General features: G+C 66.8%; 20 protein-coding genes. 13 read left to right on the top strand and 7 right to left on the bottom strand.

The features are described 5' to 3' along the window. Positions 1-91 precede the first annotated feature (91 nt). The 3 genes from PFLCHA0_RS14860 to PFLCHA0_RS14850 form a co-directional block, all read right to left on the bottom strand. A complete protein-coding gene (locus PFLCHA0_RS14860) occupies positions 92-952 on the bottom strand; it encodes an NAD(P)-dependent oxidoreductase (RefSeq protein WP_015635555.1) in 861 nt (286 codons plus the stop codon). A gap of 149 nt (positions 953-1,101) precedes the next feature. Next, on the bottom strand, positions 1,102-1,683 hold the full coding sequence (locus tag PFLCHA0_RS14855; protein WP_011061216.1) for a TetR/AcrR family transcriptional regulator: 582 nt from the start codon (positions 1,681-1,683) through the stop codon (positions 1,102-1,104). 112 nt (positions 1,684-1,795) lie between these two features. Next, positions 1,796-2,872, bottom strand: a complete 1,077-nt coding sequence (locus PFLCHA0_RS14850; RefSeq protein ID WP_011061215.1) for a sigma-54 interaction domain-containing protein — start codon at positions 2,870-2,872, stop codon at positions 1,796-1,798. Positions 2,873-3,426: 554 nt separating this feature from the next. Here PFLCHA0_RS14850 and PFLCHA0_RS14845 point away from each other — a divergent pair. The 7 genes from PFLCHA0_RS14845 to PFLCHA0_RS14815 all read left to right on the top strand — a co-directional run bounded on the left by PFLCHA0_RS14845 (position 3,427) and on the right by PFLCHA0_RS14815 (position 14,130). Continuing rightward, a complete protein-coding gene (locus PFLCHA0_RS14845) occupies positions 3,427-4,500 on the top strand; it encodes an ABC transporter substrate-binding protein (protein ID WP_015635553.1) in 1,074 nt (357 codons plus the stop codon). Positions 4,501-4,522: 22 nt separating this feature from the next. Then, entirely contained in the window at positions 4,523-5,746 is a 1,224-nt protein-coding gene (locus PFLCHA0_RS14840) for a lipase family protein (protein WP_015635552.1), read from the top strand. 15 nt (positions 5,747-5,761) lie between these two features. Continuing rightward, positions 5,762-6,970, top strand: coding sequence for an LLM class flavin-dependent oxidoreductase (locus PFLCHA0_RS14835; protein WP_011061211.1), 1,209 nt, complete (start codon positions 5,762-5,764; stop codon positions 6,968-6,970). 4 nt (positions 6,971-6,974) lie between these two features. Continuing rightward, positions 6,975-8,558 carry an ABC transporter substrate-binding protein gene (locus tag PFLCHA0_RS14830; protein WP_015635551.1) on the top strand — a complete coding sequence of 528 codons (1,584 nt, stop codon included), beginning with the start codon at positions 6,975-6,977 and terminating at the stop codon, positions 8,556-8,558. Between the two features lie 133 nt (positions 8,559-8,691). Next, the gene (locus PFLCHA0_RS14825) at positions 8,692-11,271 is read left to right on the top strand and encodes a TonB-dependent receptor plug domain-containing protein (protein ID WP_015635550.1); all 2,580 of its coding nucleotides are present in this window, start codon (positions 8,692-8,694) and stop codon (positions 11,269-11,271) included. A 36-nt stretch (positions 11,272-11,307) separates the two neighbouring features. Continuing rightward, on the top strand, positions 11,308-12,390 hold the full coding sequence (locus PFLCHA0_RS14820) for an LLM class flavin-dependent oxidoreductase (protein ID WP_015635549.1): 1,083 nt from the start codon (positions 11,308-11,310) through the stop codon (positions 12,388-12,390). 486 nt (positions 12,391-12,876) lie between these two features. After that, a complete protein-coding gene (locus tag PFLCHA0_RS14815) occupies positions 12,877-14,130 on the top strand; it encodes a ferredoxin reductase family protein (RefSeq protein WP_015635548.1) in 1,254 nt (417 codons plus the stop codon). Here the strand turns inward: PFLCHA0_RS14815 and PFLCHA0_RS14810 are convergent, their stop codons facing one another. Then, on the bottom strand, positions 14,131-15,669 hold the full coding sequence (locus PFLCHA0_RS14810) for an MFS transporter (RefSeq protein WP_015635547.1): 1,539 nt from the start codon (positions 15,667-15,669) through the stop codon (positions 14,131-14,133). It lies immediately after the preceding gene. 128 nt (positions 15,670-15,797) lie between these two features. Between PFLCHA0_RS14810 and PFLCHA0_RS14805 the strand changes: the two genes are divergently transcribed. The 4 genes from PFLCHA0_RS14805 (at position 15,798) to PFLCHA0_RS14790 (ending at position 21,203) form a co-directional block, all read left to right on the top strand. Continuing rightward, entirely contained in the window at positions 15,798-16,706 is a 909-nt protein-coding gene (locus PFLCHA0_RS14805; protein WP_015635546.1) for a LysR family transcriptional regulator, read from the top strand. A 292-nt stretch (positions 16,707-16,998) separates the two neighbouring features. Next, on the top strand, positions 16,999-18,480 hold the full coding sequence (locus PFLCHA0_RS14800) for an APC family permease (RefSeq protein ID WP_015635545.1): 1,482 nt from the start codon (positions 16,999-17,001) through the stop codon (positions 18,478-18,480). A 99-nt stretch (positions 18,481-18,579) separates the two neighbouring features. Continuing rightward, positions 18,580-19,776, top strand: a complete 1,197-nt coding sequence (locus tag PFLCHA0_RS14795; protein WP_011061202.1) for an iron-containing alcohol dehydrogenase — start codon at positions 18,580-18,582, stop codon at positions 19,774-19,776. Beyond that, positions 19,773-21,203: an aldehyde dehydrogenase family protein gene (locus tag PFLCHA0_RS14790; protein WP_015635544.1), complete on the top strand. Its 1,431-nt coding sequence runs from the start codon at positions 19,773-19,775 to the stop codon at positions 21,201-21,203. The genes PFLCHA0_RS14795 and PFLCHA0_RS14790 overlap by 4 nt, the downstream gene beginning before the upstream one ends. A 9-nt stretch (positions 21,204-21,212) precedes the next feature. Here PFLCHA0_RS14790 and PFLCHA0_RS14785 read toward each other — a convergent pair whose 3' ends face one another. Continuing rightward, positions 21,213-22,109, bottom strand: a complete 897-nt coding sequence (locus tag PFLCHA0_RS14785) for a LysR family transcriptional regulator (RefSeq protein WP_041752238.1) — start codon at positions 22,107-22,109, stop codon at positions 21,213-21,215. A 144-nt stretch (positions 22,110-22,253) separates the two neighbouring features. On the opposite strand from PFLCHA0_RS14785, the gene PFLCHA0_RS14780 reads away from it, so the two are divergent. Then, the gene (locus PFLCHA0_RS14780) at positions 22,254-22,805 is read left to right on the top strand and encodes a GNAT family N-acetyltransferase (protein ID WP_041752236.1); all 552 of its coding nucleotides are present in this window, start codon (positions 22,254-22,256) and stop codon (positions 22,803-22,805) included. On the opposite strand, the gene PFLCHA0_RS14775 is transcribed toward PFLCHA0_RS14780, so the two are convergent. Further along, the gene (locus PFLCHA0_RS14775; protein ID WP_011061198.1) at positions 22,798-23,718 is read right to left on the bottom strand and encodes a carbon-nitrogen hydrolase family protein; all 921 of its coding nucleotides are present in this window, start codon (positions 23,716-23,718) and stop codon (positions 22,798-22,800) included. The two genes, PFLCHA0_RS14780 and PFLCHA0_RS14775, sit on opposite strands and share 8 nt — an antisense overlap. An 84-nt stretch (positions 23,719-23,802) precedes the next feature. Between PFLCHA0_RS14775 and PFLCHA0_RS14770 the strand changes: the two genes are divergently transcribed. Further along, the gene (locus PFLCHA0_RS14770; protein ID WP_015635541.1) at positions 23,803-24,738 is read left to right on the top strand and encodes a LysR family transcriptional regulator; all 936 of its coding nucleotides are present in this window, start codon (positions 23,803-23,805) and stop codon (positions 24,736-24,738) included. On the opposite strand, the gene PFLCHA0_RS14765 is transcribed toward PFLCHA0_RS14770, so the two are convergent. Beyond that, positions 24,710-24,964: a hypothetical protein gene (locus PFLCHA0_RS14765; protein ID WP_011061196.1), complete on the bottom strand. Its 255-nt coding sequence runs from the start codon at positions 24,962-24,964 to the stop codon at positions 24,710-24,712. The genes PFLCHA0_RS14770 and PFLCHA0_RS14765 overlap by 29 nt on opposite strands. Positions 24,965-25,087 lie beyond the last annotated feature (123 nt).

The raw sequence follows: 25,087 nt of genomic DNA, 5'->3' as shown, positions 1-25,087 counted from the left end.
TTGCCGGCGAAGAGGCCCTCAGCCCCTGTGCCCGACTCACGGGCGCCTTCGCTGGCAAGCCAGCGCCTGCATCAGCGCGAGAAGAAACCGCTCAGCCGAGGTAGGAGGCCGCCATGTCCTTGTCGCCATGGCCCTGCTCCAGGGCGCGCTGGAAACGCTGGATTCCGGCCTCGGCCAGATCCAGCCGGACCCCGGCTCTGGCGGCCGCCGCTACCATCAATTCGGCGTCTTTCAGGGCGTTGGCCAGGGTAAAGCTCGGGCTGTAGTCGCCACTGAGCATGGCCCGGGTCTTGGCCTGGAAATAGCCGCTGTCCAGGGGCCCGCCGCTGACCAGTTCCACCACCAGCGCCGGGTCCAGCCCCAGCCCCTTGGCCAGGGCCAGGCTTTCCGCGGCGCCGTGGGTCAGGGCCAGCACCCAGCTGTTGAGGGCCAGCTTCAGGCGGCTGCCGGCTCCCGGCTGTTCGGCAACCCAGAGCACACGCTTGGCGATGGCCTCCAGCAGCGACTGCAACGCCGGCCGATGAGCCTCGGGGCCCGCGCCCAATACCACCAACTGGCCCTGCTCCGCAGGCTGGCGCGTGCCCAGCACCGGGGCATCGTAGAAGACCAGCCCGCCATCCCGGGCAAAGCCTTGCAGTTCGTCGTTGGCCTCGATCCCCACGGTGGCCATCTGCAGCCAGAGCGCCCCAGGCTCGAAACCGTCCCGTGCCTGCTGCATGGCTTGCAGCACGGCGGCGCCGTCCTTGCCCAGGGTGATGATCACTTGCGCCCCGCGTACCGCCTCGGCGGGCTCGGCAAATACCTGGATATCGTCCGCGATCAGCGCCTGGGCCCGTTGCAGCGTGCGGTTCCAGGCCCGTACCGCAAAGCCCTTGCGCCGCAGATTGCGCGCCACTGCGGCGCCCATGATGCCGATGCCTAATACCGCAATGGATCCTGGTTGCTTGGCCATCTGTGTCTCTCCCATGTTGAATTAATTATGGAATGATCATTCCAATAAAAGGCAAAAAAAAGCCCAGCCCTGTAGGAGCTGGCTTGCCAGCGAAGACGCCCTGGAACCTGATGCAGATTGTGAGGGGCCCTTCGCCGGCACGCCGGCTGCTACAGGCTGGCCAGGACCACCTCGACCACATCCAGCAGGCGCTGGCGTCGTTGCTCCGCCAGGCTGCCCTTGGCCAGCACCCGCAAGCCCTGCACGGTGCACACCACAAAGCTGGCCAGGGCCCGGGGATTCTTCTGCGGGTCGATCTCCCCCTGCTCCTGGCCGCGACGCAGCACCTGCTCCAGGGCCGCCTCGATACGCTGGAAATTCTGCGCCACGAGCTGAGCCACCGCCGCGTCCTGCCCGGCCATTTCCAGGGAAGCATTGGCCGCCAGGCAGCCCAGGCGCCGGGTGTCTTCCAGCTCGTTGTCGACGATGCGCATCAGCAATCGCCGGACCAGTTCCCTGGCGGGTGCGTCGGCGCCCAGCAGCTCGATATTGGCGCTGGTCATCTGCTGGTAGCGCTTGAGGGCACAGGTGTACAGGCCGTGCTTGCTGTCGAAGGCGTTGTACAGGCTGCTGCGGCTCAGGCCGGTGCCTTCCACCAGGTCCTGAATGGACGTGGCGGCGTAACCGCGCTGCCAGAACACCTGCATGGCCGCATCGGCAATCTGCTCGGGGTCGAACTCCTTGGGACGCACGGCTATCACCTTTCTGGAATGATCGTTCCAAAGACTAAAGATCAAGCCGGCAGGCGTCAACCGCCCCGGGCAAAAAAAGCCCCGGGCCGGTTCTCGGGTCCAGGAAGCGGATCTAGGAAGCGGAAGTCGCCAGAGGCTTGTTCAACTCGCCGATCTTTTCCAGCCGGGCGCGCACGATGTTGCGGCTGATGTTGAGCAGGCGCCCGGTCTGCAACTGGTTGCCATGGCAGTAGCGATAGGCCTCGCGAAAGATCGTTTCCTCGATGTGCTCGTACAGGTCGGGAATGTTCTGCTCGAACAGCGCCTGCAAGGCCCGGCCCAGGTCTGCCGGCGCCTGAGGCCCCGGGACGGCCAGGGGCGCCTGTTCCTGGCGGATGCCGGAGGAGCGCATGTCCACCAGGTGCAGATCCCCCGGTGCCACCCGTTGCTGGCGGCACACCAGCAAGGCGTGGTGGATGGCATTTTCCAGTTCGCGAATGTTGCCCGGCCAGCTGTGCTCCAGCAGCTTGCGTTCAGCTTCTTCGGTCAGCGAGGCACGGTTGTAGCCCAGGCGCTGGCAGTGTTCCTCAAGGAAGAATTCGGCCAGGGGCAGGATGTCCCCCGGGCGCTCGCGCAGCGGCGGCAGGCGGATGGTGGCCACGTGCAGGCGGTAGAACAGGTCTTCACGAAAATGCCCGGCCACCACCGCATCGGCGAGGTTGACGTTGGTGGCCGCCACCAGCCGCACATTGATCGGGATCGGCGTGCGCGAGCCCAGGCGCACCACTTCTCGCTCCTGCAGCACCCGCAGCAGCTTGACCTGCATGTTCAGCGGCAAGTCGCCGATCTCGTCGAGAAACAGCGTGCCGCCGTTGGCCGCTTCGAACCAGCCGGCCTTGTGGGTGGTGGCGCCGGTAAAGGCGCCTTTCTCATGGCCGAAGAGTTCGCTTTCCACTAGGGTTTCGGCAAAGGCCCCGCAGTTCACCGCGACAAAGGGCTCGCGCCCGCGGCGGCTCAGGTGATGGATGTGGCGCGCCACCAGTTCCTTGCCGGTGCCGGTCTCGCCAATGATCAGGGTATTGGCCTCACTGGGGGCCAGGCGCTCGATGCGACTGAGCAATTCCTGGGAGCGCGGGTCCTTGAACACCAGAACGGTGGCCCGTACCGACTTGGTCAATTCACGGGCGTTTGGATGAGTGATCAGCGACATGGTGCATTCCTGGCAGTAAAAGCGCGGGCTCAATAGTGCACGAAGATATTTAGACTAAATAATTATTAATTAATCTTTAGATATTCCTTTTATGAATATATCTGGATGGTGCTCCCCACCTGCTGCTGGAGCAGCAATCGGCCAGCACCTGCCTGTTCGCAGATCAGCAGCGGCGGCTTGGGCCAGGGCCTGTCGATCTGCCTGAAGCCCTTGCCGGGCAAGGCCTGCAGCGCTTTGTAGCGGCCCTGGCATGCAATCTGCTCTATCCCTTCCGACACCAGTACCCACCACCGCCCCTCGTAGGAGCTGGCTTGCCAGCGAAGGCGTCCGCAAGGGCGAGGCAAGGTTCAAGGGCCCCTTCGCCGGCAAGCCGGCTCCTACAGGAGAACACCGCGATATCTGTTGCAGGAGCTGGCTTGCCAGCGAAGGCGCTCGCAAGGGCGAGGCAAGGCTCAAGGGCCCTCTTCGCCGGCAAGCCGGCTCCTACAGGAAACACCGCGATATCCGGCGCAGGGCTGGCGGGGCTGAGGGCTTATTTTTTGAGGGAGAGTGCAATGCAAGGTTTATGGCGCAATACCCTGGCCGTTATGGCCGGGCTGCTGATCAGTGTCACGGCCCTGGCCAACCCGGCCCCCGAGTCGGTGAAGATTGCCATCGTCGCCTTCACCCAGGGCGGCAAGCCGGTGTTCGGCGGCATCGCCGGGCGGGTGATCGAGGATGGCTGGCTGGAACAGCAACTGAGCCAGCGCGGCATCAAGCTGCAGTGGATCGCCCTGCCCCACGCCGGCGCCGGGCCGCAGATCAACGAGGGCTTCAGCAACAACAGCATCGACTTCGCCGTGCGTGGCGACCTGCCGTCGGTGATCGCTGGCGCCGGCGGCGTGCCCGGCAATCTGATCGTGCCCGGCGGCAGCGGCAACAATATCTACCTGGTGGTGCCCACCCAGTCCACGGCCAAGAGCATCGAGGACCTCAAGGGCCAGCGCCTGGCCCTGCATCGCGGCCGGCCCTGGGAGTTCGCCTTCAGCAACTTCCTGGCCAGCAAGGGCCTGAAGCTCGACGACTTCAAGATCGCCAACCTCAACCCCCAGGTCGGTGCGGCGGCGGTGTCCGCCGGCAAGGTCGACGCCGCGGTGCTGCTCAGCGAGGCCTATGCCCTGGAAGACAAGGGCGTGGGCCGGATCATCTGGTCCACCAAGCAAGGGGCCAATGACTGGCGCCTGGTCTCCGACCTCTGGGGCACCGACAGTTTCATCGAGCAGCACCCGGAGGTTACCCAACTGCTGGCCACCGCCTGGGTCAAGGCCGCCTGGTGGATTTCCCAGGAACAGAACCAGGACGCCTACTACCAACTGTCCTCCCGCGCCGGCACCGCCGAGAGCGTGCTGCGCCGCGACGACCAGGGCGACCCGGTGGCCTGGAAGGAGCGCTGGGCGCCCAAGAGCGACCAGCAGCTCAAGGCCCACTATCAGGCGCTGAGCGACTACGCCCTGGCCAACCAGCTGATCCGCACGCCCTACGACATCACCCCGGCCCTGGCCACCGGTTTCACCAACCAGGCGCTGATCGATCTGCACCTGAGTGATTACTGGCCCGCCCTGCGCGGCCAGGTCGCCACCCATCCCTGAACCCTGAGCACGAGTCTTCTTGATGAAACTGTCCGCAAAATTCACCTTTGGCCTGAGCCTCCTGGCGCTCTCCCTGTCGGCCCTGGCCGGCCCGACCTACGCGCCCAAGCCCGACCCGCTGCAGGGCGACGGCCGGGTCTCGGCCTTCTACACCTGGCAGGACGCGATCCCCCCGACCCCGGGCAAGCTGCTGCGCAGCGAACCCCTGGAAGCGACCCTGAGCCTGCCCAACGCCGCCAGCGCGCAACGGATTCTCTATAGCTCCACCGACGGCATCGACGGCAAGACCCCGGTGGTGGTCTCCGGCACCTTGTTCCTGCCCAAGGGCAAGGCCCCGGCCGGCGGCTGGCCGGTGGCCTCCTGGGGCCATGGCACGGTGGGCGTGGCGGATGTCTGCGCGCCGTCCTGGCAGGGCCGCTCCTACCGTGACGTGCAGTACCTGAGCCGCTGGCTGGACGAAGGCTTTGCCATTGTCGCCACCGACTACCAGGGCCTGGGCGTGCCCGGCGGCCATCCGCTGCTGAACAACCGCATGGCCGCCTACGGCATTCTCGACGCCGCCAAAGCCGTGGTCGCCGGGGTGCCCGGGCTGGCCAACAAGGTACTGATCGTCGGCCAGTCCCAGGGCGGCGCCGGCGCCTTCGCCTCGGCCGCCTTCGCCTCCACCTACGCACCGGACCTGGGGGTCAAGGGCAGCATCGGCACCGGGGTGATCTACACCATCGGCGCGAAGAATGTCGGCGAGCAGGACCCGAACAAGGTCGATGCCTCCCTGGCCTACGGTTTCTACACCTTGCTGGCCGCCCAGCAGTACGACCCCAGCATCAACCCCCGGGACTTCTACACCGACAAGGCCCTGCCGCTGTTCGAGCAGGCCCGTACCAGTTGCCTGGCGTCCCTGGTCAGCGACGTGGTGGGGGTCGGCCTGACCCCGGCCAACGCCAAGAAGGACTATCAGGGCAGCCAACTGGCGGCCTGGCAGAAACAAGTGTCCTACCCGACCCTGAAAACCGCCCAGCCGGTGTTCATCGGCACCGGCGCCGAGGACAAGACCCCGGCCGCCGCCACCCAGGTGGCCCTGATGCAGGACGCCTGCAAGGCCGGCTCGGTGGTCGAGGGCCACTTGTACAAGGGCCTGGGCCACAGTGAAACGGTCAATGCCTCCCTCAAGGACTCGGTGCCGTTCGCCCACAAGGTGATCAACGGCCAAGCCATTACCCCCGTCTGCAACCCCAGCGTGCAATAGCCAGGAGGCCCAGCCATGAGCATCGAATTCTTCACTCGCCTGCCCCTGCACGGCGAAACCCAGTTCCTCCCCGGCGACCCGCGCAACCGCGGCGACTGGCACCGGGGCGGGCCCAGCACCGGTGCCGTCTCAGGCTTCAGCGTCGGCGACCACTTCACCTACATCGACTACCTGGGGCAGATCGCCCGGGCCGCGGAAATCAACGGCTTCGGCGGCGCGCTGATGGTCAACGCGCCCTCCGGCGAAGAGCCCTGGACCGTGTGCTCGCTGCTGGCCCGGGAAACCCGCACCCTGAAGTTCGTCACCGCCTTCCAGCCCTATCACTACACGCCCTGGGTTGCGGTGCAGCAGGCCGCCACCTACCAGCGCGCCACCGGCAATCGCCTGGTGTGGAACATCATCAACGGCGGCTCGGACGCCATTCAGCGCCAGGTCGGCGACTTCAGCGACCACGATGAGCGCTATGCCCGCGCCACCGAGTTCATGGACGTGGTCAAGGGCTACTGGCACAACGAGAACTTCCACTACCAGGGCCAGTTCTACCGCGCCGAAGGCGGCGGCCTGCGCGGCCCCTTGAAGAAGGCCGAGCTGCCGCTGATCTGTACCGCGGGATCGTCCATCGCCGCTCGGGAATTCGCCGCCAAGCATGCCGACTTCTACCTGATGCGCGCCGAGCACCCGGACGAGATCGCCGCGTTGATCGCCGATATTCGTGAGCGCGCCTTGCAGTACGGCCGCAGCGATATCCGCTTCGGCCTGTCGATCGACGTCATCACCCGGGAAACCGAGGAACTGGCGCGCACCGAGGCCAAGCGCTTCTTCGACGAGGGCATCGCCAAGGGCGCGGTCAAGGCCGTGGCCGCCCATGCCGGGCTGCGCACCGCGCGCAAGCTCAGCTACGAGAACGGCTTCGCACAGAAGAACGAGACCCAGGGCTTCGAGGATTTCTTCATCCACCCCAATGTCTGGACCGGCTTCGGCTACATCGGCATACCGCCGGGCTGCGCCCTGGTGGGCAGCTACGAAAACGTGGTGGCGCGGATCCGCGAGTACCACGCCATCGGTATCGACCTGTTCTTCCTCGCCGGCTACCCGCACCTGGAGGAAGCCTACCGCCTGGGTGAGCACATCCTGCCGCACTTTCGCGGCGAGCGCGCGGCCCTGAGCCGTCAGCCGCAAGCGCCGCTGGAGCTGCGCAGCGCCAACGGCCCGGCAGGAGCCTGACGCCATGAGCCAGGACTACTCGGGCTTGAGCCGCCGTCGTTTTCTCGGCCACAGCGCGCTGTTCGGCGGCGGCCTGCTGCTGGGCAGCAGCCTGCTGGCCGGCTGCGACGCGGACAATTCCAGCACCCCGGGCACGGTCGCCAGCGACCAGCCGCGCTACGGCGGGCGCCTGCGCCTGGGGATTCTCGACGGCAACCAGAGCGGCAACCTGGACGCCCACAAGCCCATCGGCAGCGGCATCGTCCGAGGCTTCGCGCTGTACAGCAAACTCTGGGAATGGGACGAGCAGATGCAACCGCGCCTGGCCCTGGCGGAGTTCGCCGAACCCAATGCCGATGCCAGCAGCTGGACCCTGCGCCTGCGCCACGGCCTGGAATTCCACCACGGCAAAAGCATCGACGCCGATGACCTGATCTTCTCCATCCGCCGCCTCACCGACCCGCAACTGGCCTCGCCCTATGCGGCGCTGCTGCACTGGGTCGATCGCGACAACCTGCAAAAGCTCGACGAGCGCACCGTGCGCCTGAGCTTTCGCGAGGGCCGCAGCTACATGCCGCTGGCGGAAACCTGGGTCAACTTCGGCGGCATCGTCCCGGTGGACTACCACCCGGTGACCAATCCGGTGGGCGCCGGCCCCTACAAGCTGAAAAGCTTCACTCCGGGGCAGCGCTCGCTGTTCACCCGCTTCGACAACTACTACAAGGACGGCCAGCCCTACGCCGACGAGCTGGAAATCATCGACTTCAAGGATCAGGTGGCACGCCTGGCGGCCCTGCGTTCCGGGCAGATCGACATGGCCAACGTGATGCCCACCGAACAACTGCAGGTGCTGCAGCGCGACCCTCGGGTACGGCTGTTGAAATCGGTGACCGGCAACTGGCTGTCCTTCGACATGAACCTGGACAAGCCGCCGTTCAACGATCCCCGGGTGCGTGAGGCGTTCCGCCTGCTGGCGGACCGCGAGGAACTGGTACGCCGCGCCCTCAATGGCCAGGGTCGGGTGGCCAACGACCTGTATGCCCCCAGCGACCCGACCTTCAACCACAGCCTGGGGCCGCGCGCCCACGACCCGCAGCGCGCCGCGCAACTGCTCAAGGAGGCCGGCCAGGAGAACCTGGAACTGGAATTGGTGACGACTCCCGGGCCGGGCCTGACCTCGGCCCTGGTCCTGGCGGAACAGGCCAAGCGCATTGGCGTGACCCTCAAAGTCCGCCAGGTGGACCTGGCGACCTTCCAGGGCCCGCAACGCAACGACTGGACCCTGAGCACCGGCGGCAGCATCGGCGCGCCGTTCCTGGCCAGCGCCATCCACACCGACGCGCCCTTTGCCGTGTCCAACAAGACCCACTTCAACGACCCGCAGTTCAGCGAGGTGTTTCTCGCGGCCATGGCCCAACCCGACCTGCAACGACGCACGGCCCTGGTGCACCAGGCCCAGCAGATCCAGTACGAACGGGGCGGCATGCTGATCTGGGGCTACGCCGATCTGCTGGACAGCGTCTCCACCCGCGTGGGCGGCGCCCGGGAAGAACAGTCGCTGTTCAGCACCTGGCGTTTCGAAAGGTTGTGGCTCAACAACAGCGCCTGACCCACCGCCCGACCGTAGGAGCTGGCTTGCCAGCGAAGGCGCCCGCAAGAGCACCGCGAGCCTCCAGGCCCTCTTCGCCGGCAAGCCGGCTCCTACAGAACATTCATGCGATTCAATATGAGGCTCATGTGCCATGCCCTCCAACGCCTTCGCTCGCCCCGCATTCGGCCCGGCCCTGGCCGTAACGGTGTTTTCTTCCCTGGCGCCGCCGCTCTTCGCCGCCGATACCCAGTTGCAAACCGTCACCGTCCAGGCCAGCAGCCAGGCCGATGACGATGCCCTGCCCACCCGGCCACCGACCTCGGTGTATGGCGGCACCGAAACCAAGGTCCTGGACACCCCGCGCTCGATCACCCAGGTCAACGCCGAACAACTGGCCAACGACCCGATCCGCAGCGCCGACGACCTGGTCAAGTACGCCCCGGGGATCACCCGCGGTGGCGGGCAGAACGCCGGTATCGCCCCGCAGTTCCGCGCCCAGGGCTCGGAAGTGTTCCAGGACGGCCAGCGCGCCTATGGCGTGCGCCATCCGGCCAACTTCAACGCCTACGAGGGCGCGGACATCGTCGCCGGGCCTTCTTCGGTGACCTACGGTTCGGTGTCCGGCAGCGGCGGCTACGTCAACTACCTGAGCAAGAAACCCGATTTCAGCGGGTTCAAGACCCGTCTGAGCGGCGAGCTCGGTGCCTGGGTGCCGGACGGCCAGTCCCGCGACTCGCGCAAATTCAGCATCGACAACACCGGCCCCCTGAGCGACCAGCTGGCCTACCGGGTGAGCATCACCCAGCAGCGCCAGCAGGACTACTACGACAACGTCGACAACAATTTCGATGCCTTCTACGGGGCCCTGGCCTGGCGCAACGACAACCTGCGGGTGGACTGGAACGCCAGCTACGACAACTACTACGACTACAACATCACCCACGGCTGGAACCGCGCCACCCAACAACTGGTGGACAGCGGCAAGTACTACGCCGGCCGCGCCACGCCGATCATCCAGAACGGCAATACCCTGTGGTCGCCGGTGCTGGCCTCCGGTGCCGCCAATGCGCCGACCCTGGGCTGGGTGCAGCGCCAGCGCAACGCCCAGGGCCAGTACAGCGTGGTGGATGGCAGCTTCCAGGCGGCCTCGCCCAACACCCAGGCCAGCCCCGGCACCCTGCGCGGCTGGGTCTATGACCCGAGCCTGGCGGGCAACGGCTTGACTTCCCTGTCGCCACAGGCCGGCCAGCGCGGCGAAGACCAGAGCAGTTCACGGCGCTTCACCACCCAACTGCGCATCGAGGGCGACCTGTCTCCCAGCGTGACCCTGGCCAACAGCACCTTCTACCAGCGCTCCCGGGACCTCACCGACGCGGTCGGGGCGTTCCAGGTGCAATCCCGGGACAACCTGCTGGACAACCGCTTCGAGCTGCGCTCGGGCAATGAAACCCGGATCGGCGGCCTGGCCCTGCGGGACGACAGCAACAGCGGGCTGATCTACCGCCGCGAGTTCAACCAGTCGATCGCCGCCAACAATCATTTCGGCTCCACCATCAACGCCTACGACCTGACCCTGGACCCTTCGGGCAAGAACCCCGGCGACCTGCTGGGGCTCACCGGCAGCAACCCGGCCGGCGGCAACGGCGCCTGGATCGGCCAACCCGGGGTGCCGCAATACTCCAACTACTACGGCTGGCTCAACCTGGCGGCCATGTACCCCGCCGGCCACGGCCTGTACGCCGAATCCCTGGCGCCCTACACCGCCGAAAGCACCTGGACCACCAAGACCCTGTTCAGCCAGCACAACCTGCGCCTGGGCGAGCGGGTGGGCCTGAACATCGGTGCCAGCCGCAGCTGGATCGACGCCCGGATCGACAACCCCTTCGTCCTTGCAGGTGGCAGCGACCGGCGCGACAGCCACAACTACCGGCTGTTCGCGTTCCAGGTCAGCCCCTACATCAAACCCACCGAGAACAGCACCCTGTACTACACCTTCGACCGCTCCCTGGCGGTCAACACCGGATTCTTCTCCAACGGCCTGGGCTGGGGCAGCGGCAGTGGCGCCAACCAGCTCAACCCCCTGGCGTTCCAGAGCCTGAGCGTGCTGCATGAACTGGGACTGAAGGTCGAAGCCATCCCCGACCAGCTGTTCATGACCCTGGCCACCTTCAAGCAGGCCCGGGACCAGTCTCCGGACAGCAACAACAACATCGCCCGGCTGATCATCAAGGGCACCGAGGCGACCCTGCGCTACCAGCCAGACCCGCACCTGCGCAGCGGCCTCAACCTGTCCCGACTCAGCGCCTACAACGAATTCACCTCCCAGGCCGGCTTCGCCTCCGCCGGGTTCATCCCCGACAACGGCACCGTGTTCGGCGACAACAACAGCCTCAACCAGCGGCCCTCCGGGCGCTTCGACGCGGTACAGATCCCCGAGTACACCGCCAGCGGCTACCTCGACTACCGCTTCGACTCGGGCTTTGGCGCCGAGCTCTCCGGCTGGTGGACCAGCAGCTGGTACCTGAACCTGAGCAAGACGGTGAAGGTCCCCGACGAATACAACCTCGACCTGGCCCTGTACTACCGCCAGCCCCAGTGGAGCACCACCCTGCGGGTGCTCAACCTGACCAACGAACTGAACTTCGTCAGCGGCCTGGCCGGCTCCACCAATACCTTCCTGCAGCCCATGCCCGGACGCACCGTGCTGGCCCAGGTGGACTACCGCTTCTAGGCACTTTCCTTCTTCTGCGACCTCAGGACACTCCCCATGAGCATTGAATTCGTCGGCATGATCTTTCCCCGCCAATGGTCCGAAACCCGCGGCGTGCGCAGCCCGGACTTCGACCTGGCATTCATCCGCGAGCACGCGCGCGCCCACGAACACGCGGGCTTTGACCGAGTGCTGATCGCCAGCGGCCCGGGCAGCGCCGACAGCCTGCAGATTGCCGCCTACGCCGCGGCCCACACCGAGCGCCTGGGCTTCATGATTGCCCACCGCCCGGCCCTCAGCGCCCCCACCGTGGCGGCCCGGGCTTTCGCCACCCTGGACCACACCACCGGCGGCGGGCGCATCCGCCTGCATGCCATTACCGGCATCACTGCCGAGCCCCAGGAAGGCGACACCCTGCTGGACAAGACCGAGCGCTATCGACGCACCGACGAGTACCTGGAGATCGTGCGCCGCATCTGGACCGCCGAAGAACCCTTCGACTTCGAAGGCCGCTACTTCAACCTCAAGGGCGCGTTTTCCCCGGTCAAGCCGCTGCAGCAGCCGCACATCCCCATCTCTTTTGGCGGCTCTTCGGACATCGCCTACCAGATCGCGGTCAAGCACGCCGACCTCTACGCCCTGTGGGGCGAGCCCCTGGAGGGGGTGGCCGAACAGATCGGCAAACTCAAGGCCGCGGCCAGCGCCGCGGGGGTGGCCGCGCCCCGGGTCAGCCTCTCGGTGCGGCTGATCCTGGGGGCCACCGAGGAATTGGCCTGGCAACGGGCCGAACAGATCCTGGCGCAGATCCGCGCCAACCCGCAGTTCGCCGCCGGCAGCCCCTGGCAGAAGCGCCTCAAGGGCACCGGCTCCGAACGCCTGCTGGCGGCCGCAGCCCGCGGCGACCGCCATGACCGCGCCCTGTGGATGCCCACCGCCAGCGCCGTTGGCGCCTACGGCGACACCACGGCCCTGGTGGGCACGCCGGAGACCGTGGCCCAGGCCCTGCTGGACTACGTCGACCTGGGCGTGACCACCTTCCTCAACCGTGGCTACGACCCTTATTACGACACCATCGACTATGGGCGCTGGATCATCCCCGCCGTCCGCGAAGCCGCCGCCCGCCGCAAGCAACACCTGTAGAAGGCGTTTACGAGGCTGGCATCCGGCTTGGAGGCCCTTTCGCCGGCAAGCCGGCTCCTACAAGTGCATTGACCTTTCCCACAACCCTGTAGGAGCTGGCTTGCCAGCGAAGGCGGTTAAGAGGCTGACGCCCGGCTCAGGGGCCCTTTCGCCCGCAAGCCGGGTCCTACAAGCGCGTTGACCTTTCCCACAACCCTGTAGGAGCTGGCTTGCCAGCGAAGGCGCCCGCAAGAACACTGCCCGGTTCAGGGGCCCTTGGCCGCCTGCCCGCGCCTGCAGAGGCGGCGGCTGGGAAATCGGAATGCGAGTGATAGTCGATCATTTTCAACACTTTATCGACGCCAGGCCGATGACCCAGATCACCACGAATACTCGCCAAAGCGTTAACATTCCACCCAGCCTTTGGCTTTAAACCTGTCATATCCACTTTATGCATCGCGCCCTTTGCTGCGCCATGACGGCATTTCCTCACCGGAGTCATGCACTTTGAAAACCTGGCACACACTTGTCGGCATCCTGCTGATCACCACGGTCACCCTGCTGCTGGAGATCCCTTCCGCCACCTGGCTGACCTCAGCCACCCTGAGCATGATCCTGGGCACCGCAGCCCTGGCCTACATGGCGATGTCCTGCCTGCTGGCCAGCCGCTGGGGCTGGGTCGAACGGCTGTTCGGCGGCCTTGACCGGGTCTACGAGGCGCACAAGTGGCTGGGCATCTGGGCCCTGGCATTCGCCAGCTACCACCTGGTGTTCAAGGCCAACCTGGATGAATGGAACAGCGTGCCGATCCTCGAACTGTCCAAATACTGGACGCGCCTGGTCCGCCAGCTGAGCTACGTGGCCCTGGGCCTGATCGTGCTGCTGGCACTGAACCGCAACATTCCCTACAGCCAGTGGCGCTGGTGGCACAAGCTCTCCGGCCCGCTGTTCCTGATCGTCATCCTGCACTGGCTGAGCTTCAAATCGCCCATCACCCTGGATTCGCCCTCGGGTATCTGGCTGGCTCTGCTCTGCGTCCTCGGCGTGCTCGGCGCCCTGTACAAGCTGCTGCTCTACCCCCTGGTGGCCAAGGCCGGCGAGTACCAGGTGACGGCGGTCCGGGTGGAGAAGAACTCCCTGCACCTGGAGCTGATTCCCCAGGGCCGGGGCTTTCCTTTCAAGGCCGGGCAGTTCGCCTTCCTCTCGATGCAGGAAAAAGGCCTGCGCGAACCCCATCCGTTCACCATCGCCAGCGCCCAGGCCCATGACGGGCGCATCGAATTCGTGATCCGCGCCCTGGGGGACTACACCCAACGCCTGCGCCGCCAGGTCAAGGTCGGCATGCGTGCGGACATCTACGCGCCCTATGGGCGTTTCAAGCGGCCGCAGGCGGCTGCCCGGGAAATCTGGATCGGCGGTGGCGTGGGCATCTCGCCGTTTATTTCCTGGCTGCAGGATGAAGCTGCCGGGCAGTTCGACAAGGCCACCCTGGTGTACTGCTACAACCCGTCCCGGGCCTTCCCCAGTGTCGACACCCTGCAGGGCATGGCCCAGGCCCGGGGAGTGAACTTCGTGGCCAACTGCGGCGGCACCGAGCCCCTGGCCCAGACCCTCAAGCGCACCGCGGCCGAAACCGATCCGCAGCAGATCCAGGTCAGCTTCTGCGGGCCCAAGGGCTTGCTGGGCCAGGTCCGGGAACTGATGAGCGAGTGCCGGATTCCCCAAGGCAACCTGCACTACGAATTCTTCGAGTTCCGCTGATCAAGCCGCTGGCGGTCCTGGCTGGCGCGGCTCACGCAGCGTCACCCAGACCAGCAGCGCCGCCAACAGGGTCATCAGGGTCAGCACCTGCAACAACTGGCTGAAAGCCTGCCCGTACAGGGCCAGCAACCCCTCCCGGCCCAGCGCCGGCAAGGCCGCCAGAGTACCGGGCAGGTCCCCCCCGGCCAGTTGCCGGGCAGCCCCCATCAACGTCTCGGCGGGCAGCGCCTGATCCGCCAGGGCGTGCTGCAGCAGCCCCGCCAGCAGCGCCACCACCAGGGCCAGGGCAATGCCCTCGCCGGCCACCCGGGTGGTGCTGAAGATGCCGCTGGCCATGCCCGCGCGCTCCTTGGGCACCACACTCACCGACAAGCCGTCCATCAGCCCCCAGGGCAGCCCGCTGCCGAGGCCGATCAGCAGCAGCGGCCAGATCCGATCGGCCGGCGCCTGGCCCGCAGCGATCCGGCTCAGCCACCACAGCCCGGCGGCAGCCAGCAACAGGCCCAGGCTCGACAGGTTGCCGGCGCTGCACCAGCGGCTGAGCCAGCCCGCGGCGAACGGCACCACCAGCATCGGCGCCGACAGGGCAAGCATCAGCAGCCCGGCATCGATGGCGCTGTAGCCTTCGACGCCGATAAAGCGGATCGGCAACAGGATCAGCAGCACCACGTAGCAATAGCAGGTGGCGATGGGCAGCACCTGCACCCCGACAAAACGCGGATAGCGAAACAGCGACAGATCCAGCATCGGCCGCGCTGCACGCCGCTCGACGACGATGAATAGCCACAGTGCCAGCAGCGCCCCCGCCAGCAACAGCAGAACCCAAGGGCTGCTCCAGCCGTTTTGCGGGGCCTGCAGGATGCCCCAGGTCAGCAGCACCAGCGCCAGGGCGAAACTCAGGGTGCCCGGCCAGTCCACGCCCTGGGCGTCGGGGTCGCGGGACTCTTGCATGCGCGGCACGCCAAAGGCCAGGGACAGGCCGCCGATCAGCGCCCCGGAGACAAAGATCCCGCGCCAGCCGGCCTGTTCCACCAGGACCCCGGCGAGGATCGGGCCAAACGCCAGGCCGACACCAAAGGTGGTGCCCAGCAGGCTGAAGGCACGGGTTCGCGCCGGCCCGTCGAAGGCCTGGGCCAGGGCCGCCGAACCACCGGCCAGGGCGGCGGCACCGGCCAGCCCCTGGACCCCGCGCAGGAGGTTCAGCCACAGCAGCGACGGTACGAACACCAGGGCCAGGGAGCTCAGGCCGAACAGCGCCACGCCAAGGCTGAACAGGCGCTTGCGGCCAAATTCGTCGGCCAGGGTGCCGGCGGCCATCAGCACGCTGCCAAAAGTCAGCATGAAGGCATTGGTGGTCCAGCTCAGGGCCAGCGGGCTGCCCCCCAGTTCATGGCCGATGGCCGGGGTCGCCACCGCTACCCCGACAAAGGTCAGGGGCAGCATCAGGGCCGCCAGGCACACCGCGGCCAGCACGCCATGGGCGGACTGCCGGCGACTTTGGGCGGCCTGCCCCAGGGGTAATTCGAGTTCGGGATTCACACGGACCTCTCAAGCCCTGGCAACCAGGGGTGGGCTAAGAAAAATCCATGGTAGGTATGCCGCAATCACTGAAAAACAGGGCATTCTTCCGCTCTTTACGGACAAAAACGCTGCAATCGAGGTGAACGATGGACAACCTAAACGGCTTGCAGGTGTTTGTCAGCGTGGTCCAGAGCGGTAGCCTGGTGGGCGCCGGCGAGCGCCTGGGGCTGTCTGCCTCGGCGGTGGGCAAGGCCCTGGCGCGCCTGGAGCAGCGCCTTGGCGTGCGCCTGCTGAACCGCAGCACCCGGCGCATCAGCCTGACCGATGAAGGCGCGCTGTTCTATGAGCGCGGCCAGCGCATCGTCGCCGAAGTCCAAGAGGCCGAGGCCGAACTGGCGCGGATCAGCGACAAGCCCCGGGGCCGGCTGCGGGTCAGCCTGCCGGCCATCGGCTATCGGATGCTGCTGCCGATCCTCCCGGAGTTTTCCGCGCGCTACCCGGACATCGAGCTGGACCTGGACTTCAACGACCGGCTGATCGACGTGATCGCCGAAGGCGTGGACGCGGTGATCCGCAGTGGCGAGCTGCCGGACTCGCAACTCAAGTCCAGGAACCTGGGGCCCTTCGGCTTCGTGCTGGTCGGCGCCCCCGGCTACTTCGCCCGGCGCGGCACCCCGCGCACGCCCCGGGACCTGGAGCAGCACGCCTGCCTGCGCTACAAGTTCCCCGGCGGCAGCTTGCTGCAGCAATGGAGCCTGCGCCTGCCCGACGGAGCCCCGCCGCTGGTGCTGGGCAGTGCCCTGACCAGCAACAACCTGGAATCGCTGATCCACGCCGCCACCCAGGGCCTGGGCATCGCCTACGTGCCCGAGTTCGTGGTCTGCGGGGCCCTGGCCGATGGCAGCCTGGTCGCGGTGCTGGACGACTACCAGCAAGAGCGCGGCAAGTTCTCCATCCTCTGGCCCAGCAGCCGTCACCTGCTGCCCAAGCTGCGGGTGTTCGTCGACTTTCTCGGTGAACGGCTGGAGCTCGGCAAGCACCACGCTTCCCGCTGATATCCCCTCGATGCCTGGCGCTGGCCGGGCAGTCGCCGGCCCCTGCAAAACATCAGCAAATGCAGATGCCAGCTTACCAATCCATGTATTCATCTTGATGTTTGCCCGCCGTAAGCTCGTCCTGGCCTGCTGCTGCAGGCCAGGCAATGTCGGTACGCCAAAAACAACAGCTAAAGGCCATCCCAATAACAATCTGATCTGCCGACTCCAGGAACCGCTATGTCAACTACCCCATCACGCCGCCCTTGCGTCGGCCTGCATCGTGGCGCCCGCCCCTTGAACGAGGTGCGCCATGACTGACTTCCAGCCCGCTCCGGGCACCGATGAACACTTGCTGCACCACCAGGGCTATCGCCAGGAGCTGCACCGCGGCCTGTCCCTGTGGTCGTCGTTCTCCGTGGGCTTTGCCACGGTCTCGCCAGTGGTGGGGATCTATTCGGTGATGGCCCTGGGCGCCATGAGCACCGGCCCGTCCTGGGTCTGGATCGTGCCCCTGTGCCTGGCCCTGCAGATGCTGGTGGCGCTGGTCTATGCCGAACTCGCCTCGCAGTACCCCCTGGCCGGCGGTTGCTATCAATGGGTCAAGCGCCTGGCTGGAGACCGCTGGGCCTGGTTCACCGGCTTCATGTACCTGGCCTCGGCCCTGGCTTCCCTGACCACCGTGGCCTACCTGGGCGGGTTCTGGCTGTGGCTGTTCGTCACCGGCACGCCGCCTTCGGCCAATGCCCAGGTGGCCAGCGGCGCCGTGCTGCTGGCGTTGGGGCTGGGGGTCAACCTGTTGGGGATCAACCCGCTGAAGTACTTCGTCAACGCCGGGATCATCGCCGAAGCCATCGCCTCCATCGGCATCGGCGTGCTGTTGCTGCTGTTCTTTCGCAACCACTCCTGGTCGCTGCTGCTGGAAGGCCTGGGCAACAGCGTCAGCGGCGATGGCACCTACCTGAGCGGCTTCGTCACCGCCATGGCAGTGGGCGGCTGGGCCTTTCTCGGCTTCGATGCCTGCTCCCAGGTGTCCGAGGAAACCGCCGATGCCCGCACCTCCACGCCGCGGGCCATCCTGCGCTCGATGCTGCTGGTGGGGCTGACGGTGATGCTCACCGCCTTTGCCGTGACCCTGTCGTTCACCGACACCGCGGGCCTGGTGGCCGGCCAGGTGGTGGACCCGGTCACCCCGGCGGTGGTGGATGCCTTTGGCGCCAGGGCCGAGCGGCCCTTCGTCGGCGTGGTGCTGGTGGCGTTCATTGCCTGCGTGGTCTCGGTACAGACCTATATCGGCCGCGCGGTATTCGGCATGGCCCGGGACTCGATCCTGCCCGCCTCGGCGTTCCTGCGCCGGGTGGATGGGCGCAAGGTACCCTTCGCCGCCATGCTCGTTTGCACCCTGTTCGCCAGTTTCGGCCTGGCCCTGGGCCTGAACGCCACGGCCGTGGGCACCCTGATCGCCTTCGGCAGCGGGGGCTTCTTCATGGTGTTCCTGATCGTGATCGGTTGCGCCCTGGTCCATCGCCTGCGTGGCCGCTGGCGGCCCGACGCCGGGGTCTTCAACCTCGGCCGCTGGGGCCTGCCGGTGAACCTCGCGGCCTTTGTCTGGCTGCTGTTCGAGAGCGTCAACGTGGCCTGGCCGCGGGAATCCCTGGCGCCGCCCGGAGCGCCCTGGTTCCAGGTCTGGGCAGTGGTGCTGGTGTTCTCGACCCTGGCCGTGCTGGGCCTGATCTACATGGTCCTGGCCAAGCCCTACCTGCGCCGCGACAGCAGCGCATCCGACCGCGGCTGAATCCTCATGCGCTGTCAGCGACAGCGCATTCCCTCCCCGCTACTGGCCCGGCGCCTGCTGCGCCGGCCGCTTCACGCCTGATGTTTCTGGAGACCATCGATGCCCCCGTCCATCCACTACTGGAACTACCCCACCGAGATCTTCTGCGGCGCCGAGGCCCTGCACGGCCTGGCCCAGCGCTGCGCCCTGCTGGGCATGGCCAGGCCCTTGCTGGTCACCGACCCGGGCATGCTCGAACTGGAACCCTTTGGCCTGTTGACCGCACACCTGGAGCAGAGCCGCCAGGGCTTTGCGGTATTTGCCGAACTGGCCAGCAACCCGAGCCTGGACGATGTGCAGCGCGGCGTCCAAGCCTTCAGGGCCGGCGGCCACGACTCGCTGATCGCCCTGGGCGGCGGCAGCGCCATGGACGCCGCCAAGGGCATCGCCCTGGCCGCCGTGGACCCGCAAGGGCTGCAGCGTTTCGAGTGGTCCCAGGTGATCGAGCATTACCCGAGCCTCAGTGACTTTCCGCGCCTGGGCCTGCCGCCCCTGATCGCCCTGCCCACCACTGCCGGCACCGGCTCCGAACTGGGCCGCGAAGCGGTACTGACCGACAGCCAGCAGCAGGTCAAGCGGGTCATCAGCCACCCCGAACTGCTGCCCGCCTGCGTGATCCTCGACCCGCTGCTGACCCGCGGCCTGCCGCCCGCGCTGACCGCCGCCACCGGCATGGATGCCCTGACCCACCATATCGAGGCGTTCTGCTCGCCGCTGTACCACCCGATGTCCAGCGCGATTGCCGTGGAAGGCATGCGCCTGGTGCAGCAGCACCTGCGCCGGGCAGTGAGCCACGGCCAGGACCTGGACGCCCGGGAAGGCATGCTGGTGGCCTCGGCGATGGCTGCGGTGGCCTTCCAGAAGGGCCTGGGTGGCGTCCACGCCCTGGCCCACCCGCTGGGCGCCCGCTATCACCGTCACCACGGCCTGCTCAATGCCGTCCTCCTGCCCTATGTGCTGGTGGCCAACCAGCCGGTGATTGCCGAGGAGATCGGGCGCCTGGCCCGTTACCTGGACTTGCCCCGGGGGGATTTCCAGGGGTTCCTGGACTGGATCCTGGCCCTGCGCGCCGAGCTGGGCATCCCCCACTGCCTGGCGGATATCGGCCTGGACAGCCATGAAGCCGAGTGGGTCGGGGCCCAGGCCCTGGCGGATATTTCGTCCTCCGACACCAATGCCCGACCGCTGAGCGCCGCCGACTACAGCCAGATCTTCCGCAACGCCGTGCACGGCGTCCTGCCAGGAGCCCGCCCATGAAACCGGCCCTGTTTATCGACGGCCACTGGGTCGATGGCGACGGCGCGCCGATGCCGGTGCATGACCCGTCCCTGGGCCAAATCATGGCCCAGGTGCCGGCGGCCAGCGCCCATCAGGTGAACCTGGCGGTGCAGGCCGCGCGCCGGGCCCTGCCCGGGTGGCGCAGCCTCAGCGGCGCCCGGCGTGCCGAGTACCTGCAAGGCTTCGCCCGGCACCTGCAGCAACGCCGCGAAGGGCTGATCGCCCTGCAGATGCGCAATAACGGCAAGCCGCGGCACGAAGCCGAACTGGACCTGGACGACGCCATCGCCACCTTCGACTACTACGCCGGCCTCGCTGCCCAGCTGGACGCCCGCCAGGATCAACCGGTGCCCTTGCAGGCTCCGGGCTTCAGTGCCCACTGCAGGTTCGAGGCCCTGGGCGTTGTGGGGCTGATCGTGCCCTGGAACTTCCCCCTGGTCACCAGTGCCTGGAAGCTGGCCCCGGCCCTGGCCGCGGGCTGCACGTTGGTGCTCAAGCCTTCGGAAGTGACGCCCCTGATCGAACAGGTCTACGGCGAAATCGCCGACGCCCTGGGCTTGCCGGCGGGCGTGTTGAACCTGGTGGCCGGCGCCGGCAAAACCGGCGCAGCCCTGAGCCAGCATCCGGGGCTGGACAAGCTGTCGTTCACCGGCAGCACTGCCACCGGCCAGCGAGTGATGGCCAGCTCCGCCGCCTTCTGCCGGCCACTGACGCTGGAGCTGGGGGGCAAGTCGCCGATCCTGGTGTTCGCCGACGCCGACCTGGACCAGGCAGTGCACTGGATCATCGGCGGCTTTTGCTGGAACGCCGGGCAGATGTGCTCGGCCACCTCGCGCCTGCTGGTCCACGAGTCGATTGCCGATGCTTTGCTGCAGCGGTTGCGCAGTGCCCTGCTGGCCCTGCGGGTCGGCAATCCCCTGGAGCAGGAAGTGGACATGGGCCCCCTGAGTTGCCAGGCCCAGTGGCGCACAGTGTGCACCTACCTGGAACAGGCCAGGAACGAGGGCCTGGAATGCCTGGTGGGCGGCCATGCCCTGCCCGGGCCGGGCTGGTTCGTGGCGCCCACGGTGTACACCGATGTGCCCACCAGCAGCAGGTTGTGGCAAGAGGAGATCTTCGGCCCGGTGCTGTGCATGCGCCGTTTCAGTGACGAAGCACAGGCCCTGGCCCTGGCCAACGACAGCGCATTCGGCCTGGTGGCCACTGTGATCAGTGCCGATCTGCAGCGCGCCGAACGGGTCGCCGCCGCTCTGGACGTGGGCCACGTGTGGATCAATTCACTGCAGGCGGTGTTCGTTGAAACCTCCTGGGGCGGCACCAAGGGCAGCGGCATCGGGCGGGAACTGGGCCCCTGGGGGCTGGCTGCCTATCAGTCGATCAAGCACCTGACCCGCTACCTGGGCTGAAGCGCGGGATCAGCCGCCATGCTCTGCCAGCAGGTCGGCGATAAAGGCCTTCAGCGCTTCGCCACGGGCATGCCCGGCGTGGGTGATCATGCTGTGCTGCACCTCGTAGCGCAGCGTCTCGGGGTGCAGCACGCGCATCTGCCCGGCCGCGACCCAGGGCTGGGCATAGTGGCTGGGCAGGTAGCCCAGGTGGGTGCCCGCCAGTACCCCGTGGACCACCGCCTCCATGTGGTAGGCGGTGGCCGAGGCGCGCTGGGGCGTTACCGGCAGCACCTGGTTGGCGGGCAGGAAACCGTGCTTGATCCAGTCACAGGCCTTGATGTGCGCAAGCTCTGGCTCCAGGACAGGGAACAGCGGGTGCGAGGCGCCGCAGAACAGGGCGATTTCCTCGGCGTACAGCGGCTGATAGTCGAGGGTCGGCAGGCTGCGGCTGAAATAGGAAATGGCCAGGTCCAACTGGCCGTCGATCACCGCCCGCTCAAGCTCGGTGGGCGAATTGATGAACACATGCAGGTGCAGGTCGTGCTCGCGGCGATAGAAGCGCGCGATGGCCGCGTCGATGCGTGCCGCGGGCAAGGTGGCGATGTTGTCCGCCAGCCCCAGGTACAGATCCCCCACCAAACGCCCGGACAATTCCTGGGCCTCGCTCTTGAACACCTCCACCGCGCCGAACAGCGCCTGGGCCGCCGCCAGGATCCGCTGGCCCTTCTCGGTCAGGCGAAAGCCGCCCTTGCCGCGCTCGCACAGCCGATAGCCGAGGCGTTTTTCCAGGCTGGAGATGTGCATGCTGATATTGGACTGGCTCATGTTCAGTTCGGCCTGGGCCGCGGTGAAACCGCCGCACTTGACCACTACGGAGAAAATCCGCAGCAGGCGCAGGTCCATGTCGGTGACGTTTCTAAGCACAGGGGGTTTCCAGGAGTCGCGGGGCTGAACCAGGGGGCTATTCAACGGCAGCGCCCGGGCCGCGTCAAATCCATCGCGGCTTGCGTGATCGATGACATTGCAGGGACTATGCAACGCCTCCTTGCCACCTTGGATCGCTTGCCAATGGACTCACACCCCACGCCCGCGCTGTGCACCGAACGCTTGCTGCTGCGCCCCCTGGAACTGGCGGACGCCGACGCCATCCAGCAGCTATTCCCCCAGTGGGAGGTGGTGCGCTACCTCAACGCCCTGGTGCCCTGGCCCTACCCGGCCGACGGCGCCCTGAGCTTCCTGCGGGACATGGCGCTGCCGGCGATGGCCCGGGGCACGCAATGGCACTGGACGCTGCGCCTGCGCAGCAACCCCGGGCAGATGATCGGCAGCATCAGCCTGATGGACGAAGCCGACAACAACCGCGGCTTCTGGCTGGCCCCGCCGTGGCAGGGCCAGGGCTACATGAGCGAGGCCTGCAAGGTGGTGGACCACTATTGGTTCGAGGTACTGCAACGGCCCTTGATGCGGGTGCCCAAGGCCGCGCCGAACCAGGGCTCGCGGCGGATTTCCGAACGCGCGGGCATGCGCCTGATCCGCTCCGAGGACGGTGAGTTCGTCAGTGGGCGATTCCCCGTGGACATCTGGGAAATCACCCGCGAGCAATGGCGCCGACTCAGGTAAAGCGCACCCCGGGACGGGGGCGCTGGTCCACCGTCAGTTCGAACACATCCGGGCGGGCGTAGTGGCCGACCACGTCGTAGTCATAGCGCGCCCGCACCAGGTCGGCGGTATCGATCTGCGCGCTGATCAGCCCGGCCCGGCCCACCAGGGGGCCGGCCAGTACGTCCCCCATGGGCCCGACGATCACACTGCCGCCGGCAATCAACGGCCGTTGGGCCGGCCAGTTGGCAATCTCCAGTCCCAGTTCTTCGGGCGAGGCCTGCACCTGACAGGCGCTGACCACAAAGCAGCGCCCCTCGTGAGCGATATGGCGCATGCTCACCTGCCACATTTCCCGCTCGTCCACCGTGGGCGCACACCAGACTTCGATGCCCTGGGCGTACATCGCGGTACGCAGCAGCGGCATCATGTTTTCCCAGCAGATCACCGCGCCCACCCGGCCGACCTGGGTGTCCAGTACCGGCAGGGTCGAGCCGTCGCCCTTGCCCCAGATCAAGCGTTCGGTCCCAGTGGGCATCAGTTTGCGGTGCTTGCCCGAAAGCCCCTGCTGCGGGTCGAAATACAGCGCCGTGCAGTACAGGGTGCTGCCACTGCGCTCGATGACACCCAGCACCAGGTTGGCGCCGGTACGGGCGGACAGCGCGGCCAGGGCATCGGTTTCCACCCCAGGCACCTCGATGGCATTGGCGAAGTAGCGGGCAAAGGCTTCGCGGCCCTCAGGCAGGCGATAGCCCAGCTGGGTGCCGAAGCCTTCGCCCTTGGGGTAGCCCCCCAGCAGCGCTTCGGGCATCACCACCAACTGCGCGCCGGCTTCGATGATGGCGGCCTCGTACGAGAGGATCTGTTCCAGGGTGGCGGCCTTGCCTTCAGGCAAGGCCCCGATCTGCAGGGCAGCGACAACGGACTTGGGCATGGGATGACTCCTTGAGCAATCAGGTGTTGCCCATTCTGCTGCGGCCCCTGATCATCGATAAACCCCACTCCAGTGCTTAATGATATGAACCAGATGAATATCGCCAGTGTCGACCTCAACCTGCTCAAGGCTTTCGAGGCGCTGCATGACGAGTCCAGCGCCAGCCGCGCCGCCTTGCGCCTGGGGGTGACCCAGTCAGCCATGAGCGCTGCCCTGCGCCGGCTGCGCGAGCTGTATGGCGACCCGCTGTTCGTGCGTACCGGGCGCGGGCTGGCGCCGACCCTCAAGGCCAATCAGTTGAAGCCCGTGGTCAGCGAAGCCTTGAACAAATGCCGCCAGAGCCTGGCCATGGTCGCCCCCGACACCGCCGACTATCAGGGCCGTTCGGTAACGCTGGGGCTGTCGGATGATTTCGAGATTGCCTATGGCCGGCAGATGATCGAGGCCGTGGCCCGGCGGGCGCCGAAGCTGCGGCTGATCTTTCGCCAGAGCCACAGCCAGATCGTCGCCGAGGCGCTGTTGCAGCGCAGCGTCGACCTGGCCATCAGTGCCGGTGGCTTTGCCGAACGTCTGCTCAGCCGCCAGGTGCTGGGGGAAGGCCATTACCTGTGCCTGGCAGACCCGGCCAGCCTGGCCCCCGGGCAACAGCAGATCAGTCTTGAGGAGTTTGTCGCACGGGAACACCTGCTGGTGTCGTCCCAGGGGTTTATCGGGATTACCGATGAAGGCTTGGCCAACCTGGGGCTGAGCCGCCAGGTGTGCGCCTCGACCACGCACTTTGCCGCCTTGCCCTTTCTGCTCAAGGGCAGCCAGGCGGTGGCGACCATTCCGGCCCATGCCGCCCGGCGCATCGCCGAACTCACCGGGCTGCAGTTGCTGCCCTGCCCCCTGGCCCTGCCGCGCTACCCGATCGAGCTGGGCTGGCGCACCAGCCCGCAGACCGACCCGCTGCTGGTGAAGGTACGCGAGGCGATTGTCGAGAGTTTTGCCCTTACTTGTTCGCCGCCATCAGGCGATTGACTTCACTGCGCACCATGTTCGAGTACTCCGGCGGCGACATGCCGTCGAGCTCGGCGCGGACCCACTCGGCCCACTTGCCCTTGCGCTTGCCGCGCTCGCCGAACAGCCGCGCGGCCTCGCCCTTGGCCTTGCCCAGGTTGCTCTGCCACAGGTCGAACAGACGGGACTTCTCGTCCTCGATGGCGGCGCGCTCGGCCAGGGTCTTGTTAGCCAGATTGAAACTCATGGGAAATTCCTGCTGCGTAAAATAGGCGCCATCTTACACTGTAGGGGCTACGGGTTTTACCCCGGGGTCGCCAAGGGGGCGTAAAACAACTGCAACTTTTGCCCCTGCGCCGGACTCCATTGC

The sequence above is a fragment of the Pseudomonas protegens CHA0 genome (assembly GCF_000397205.1).
GTDB lineage: Bacteria > Pseudomonadota > Gammaproteobacteria > Pseudomonadales > Pseudomonadaceae > Aquipseudomonas > Aquipseudomonas protegens.
This window is presented reverse-complemented; position numbering and strand designations above follow the sequence as displayed.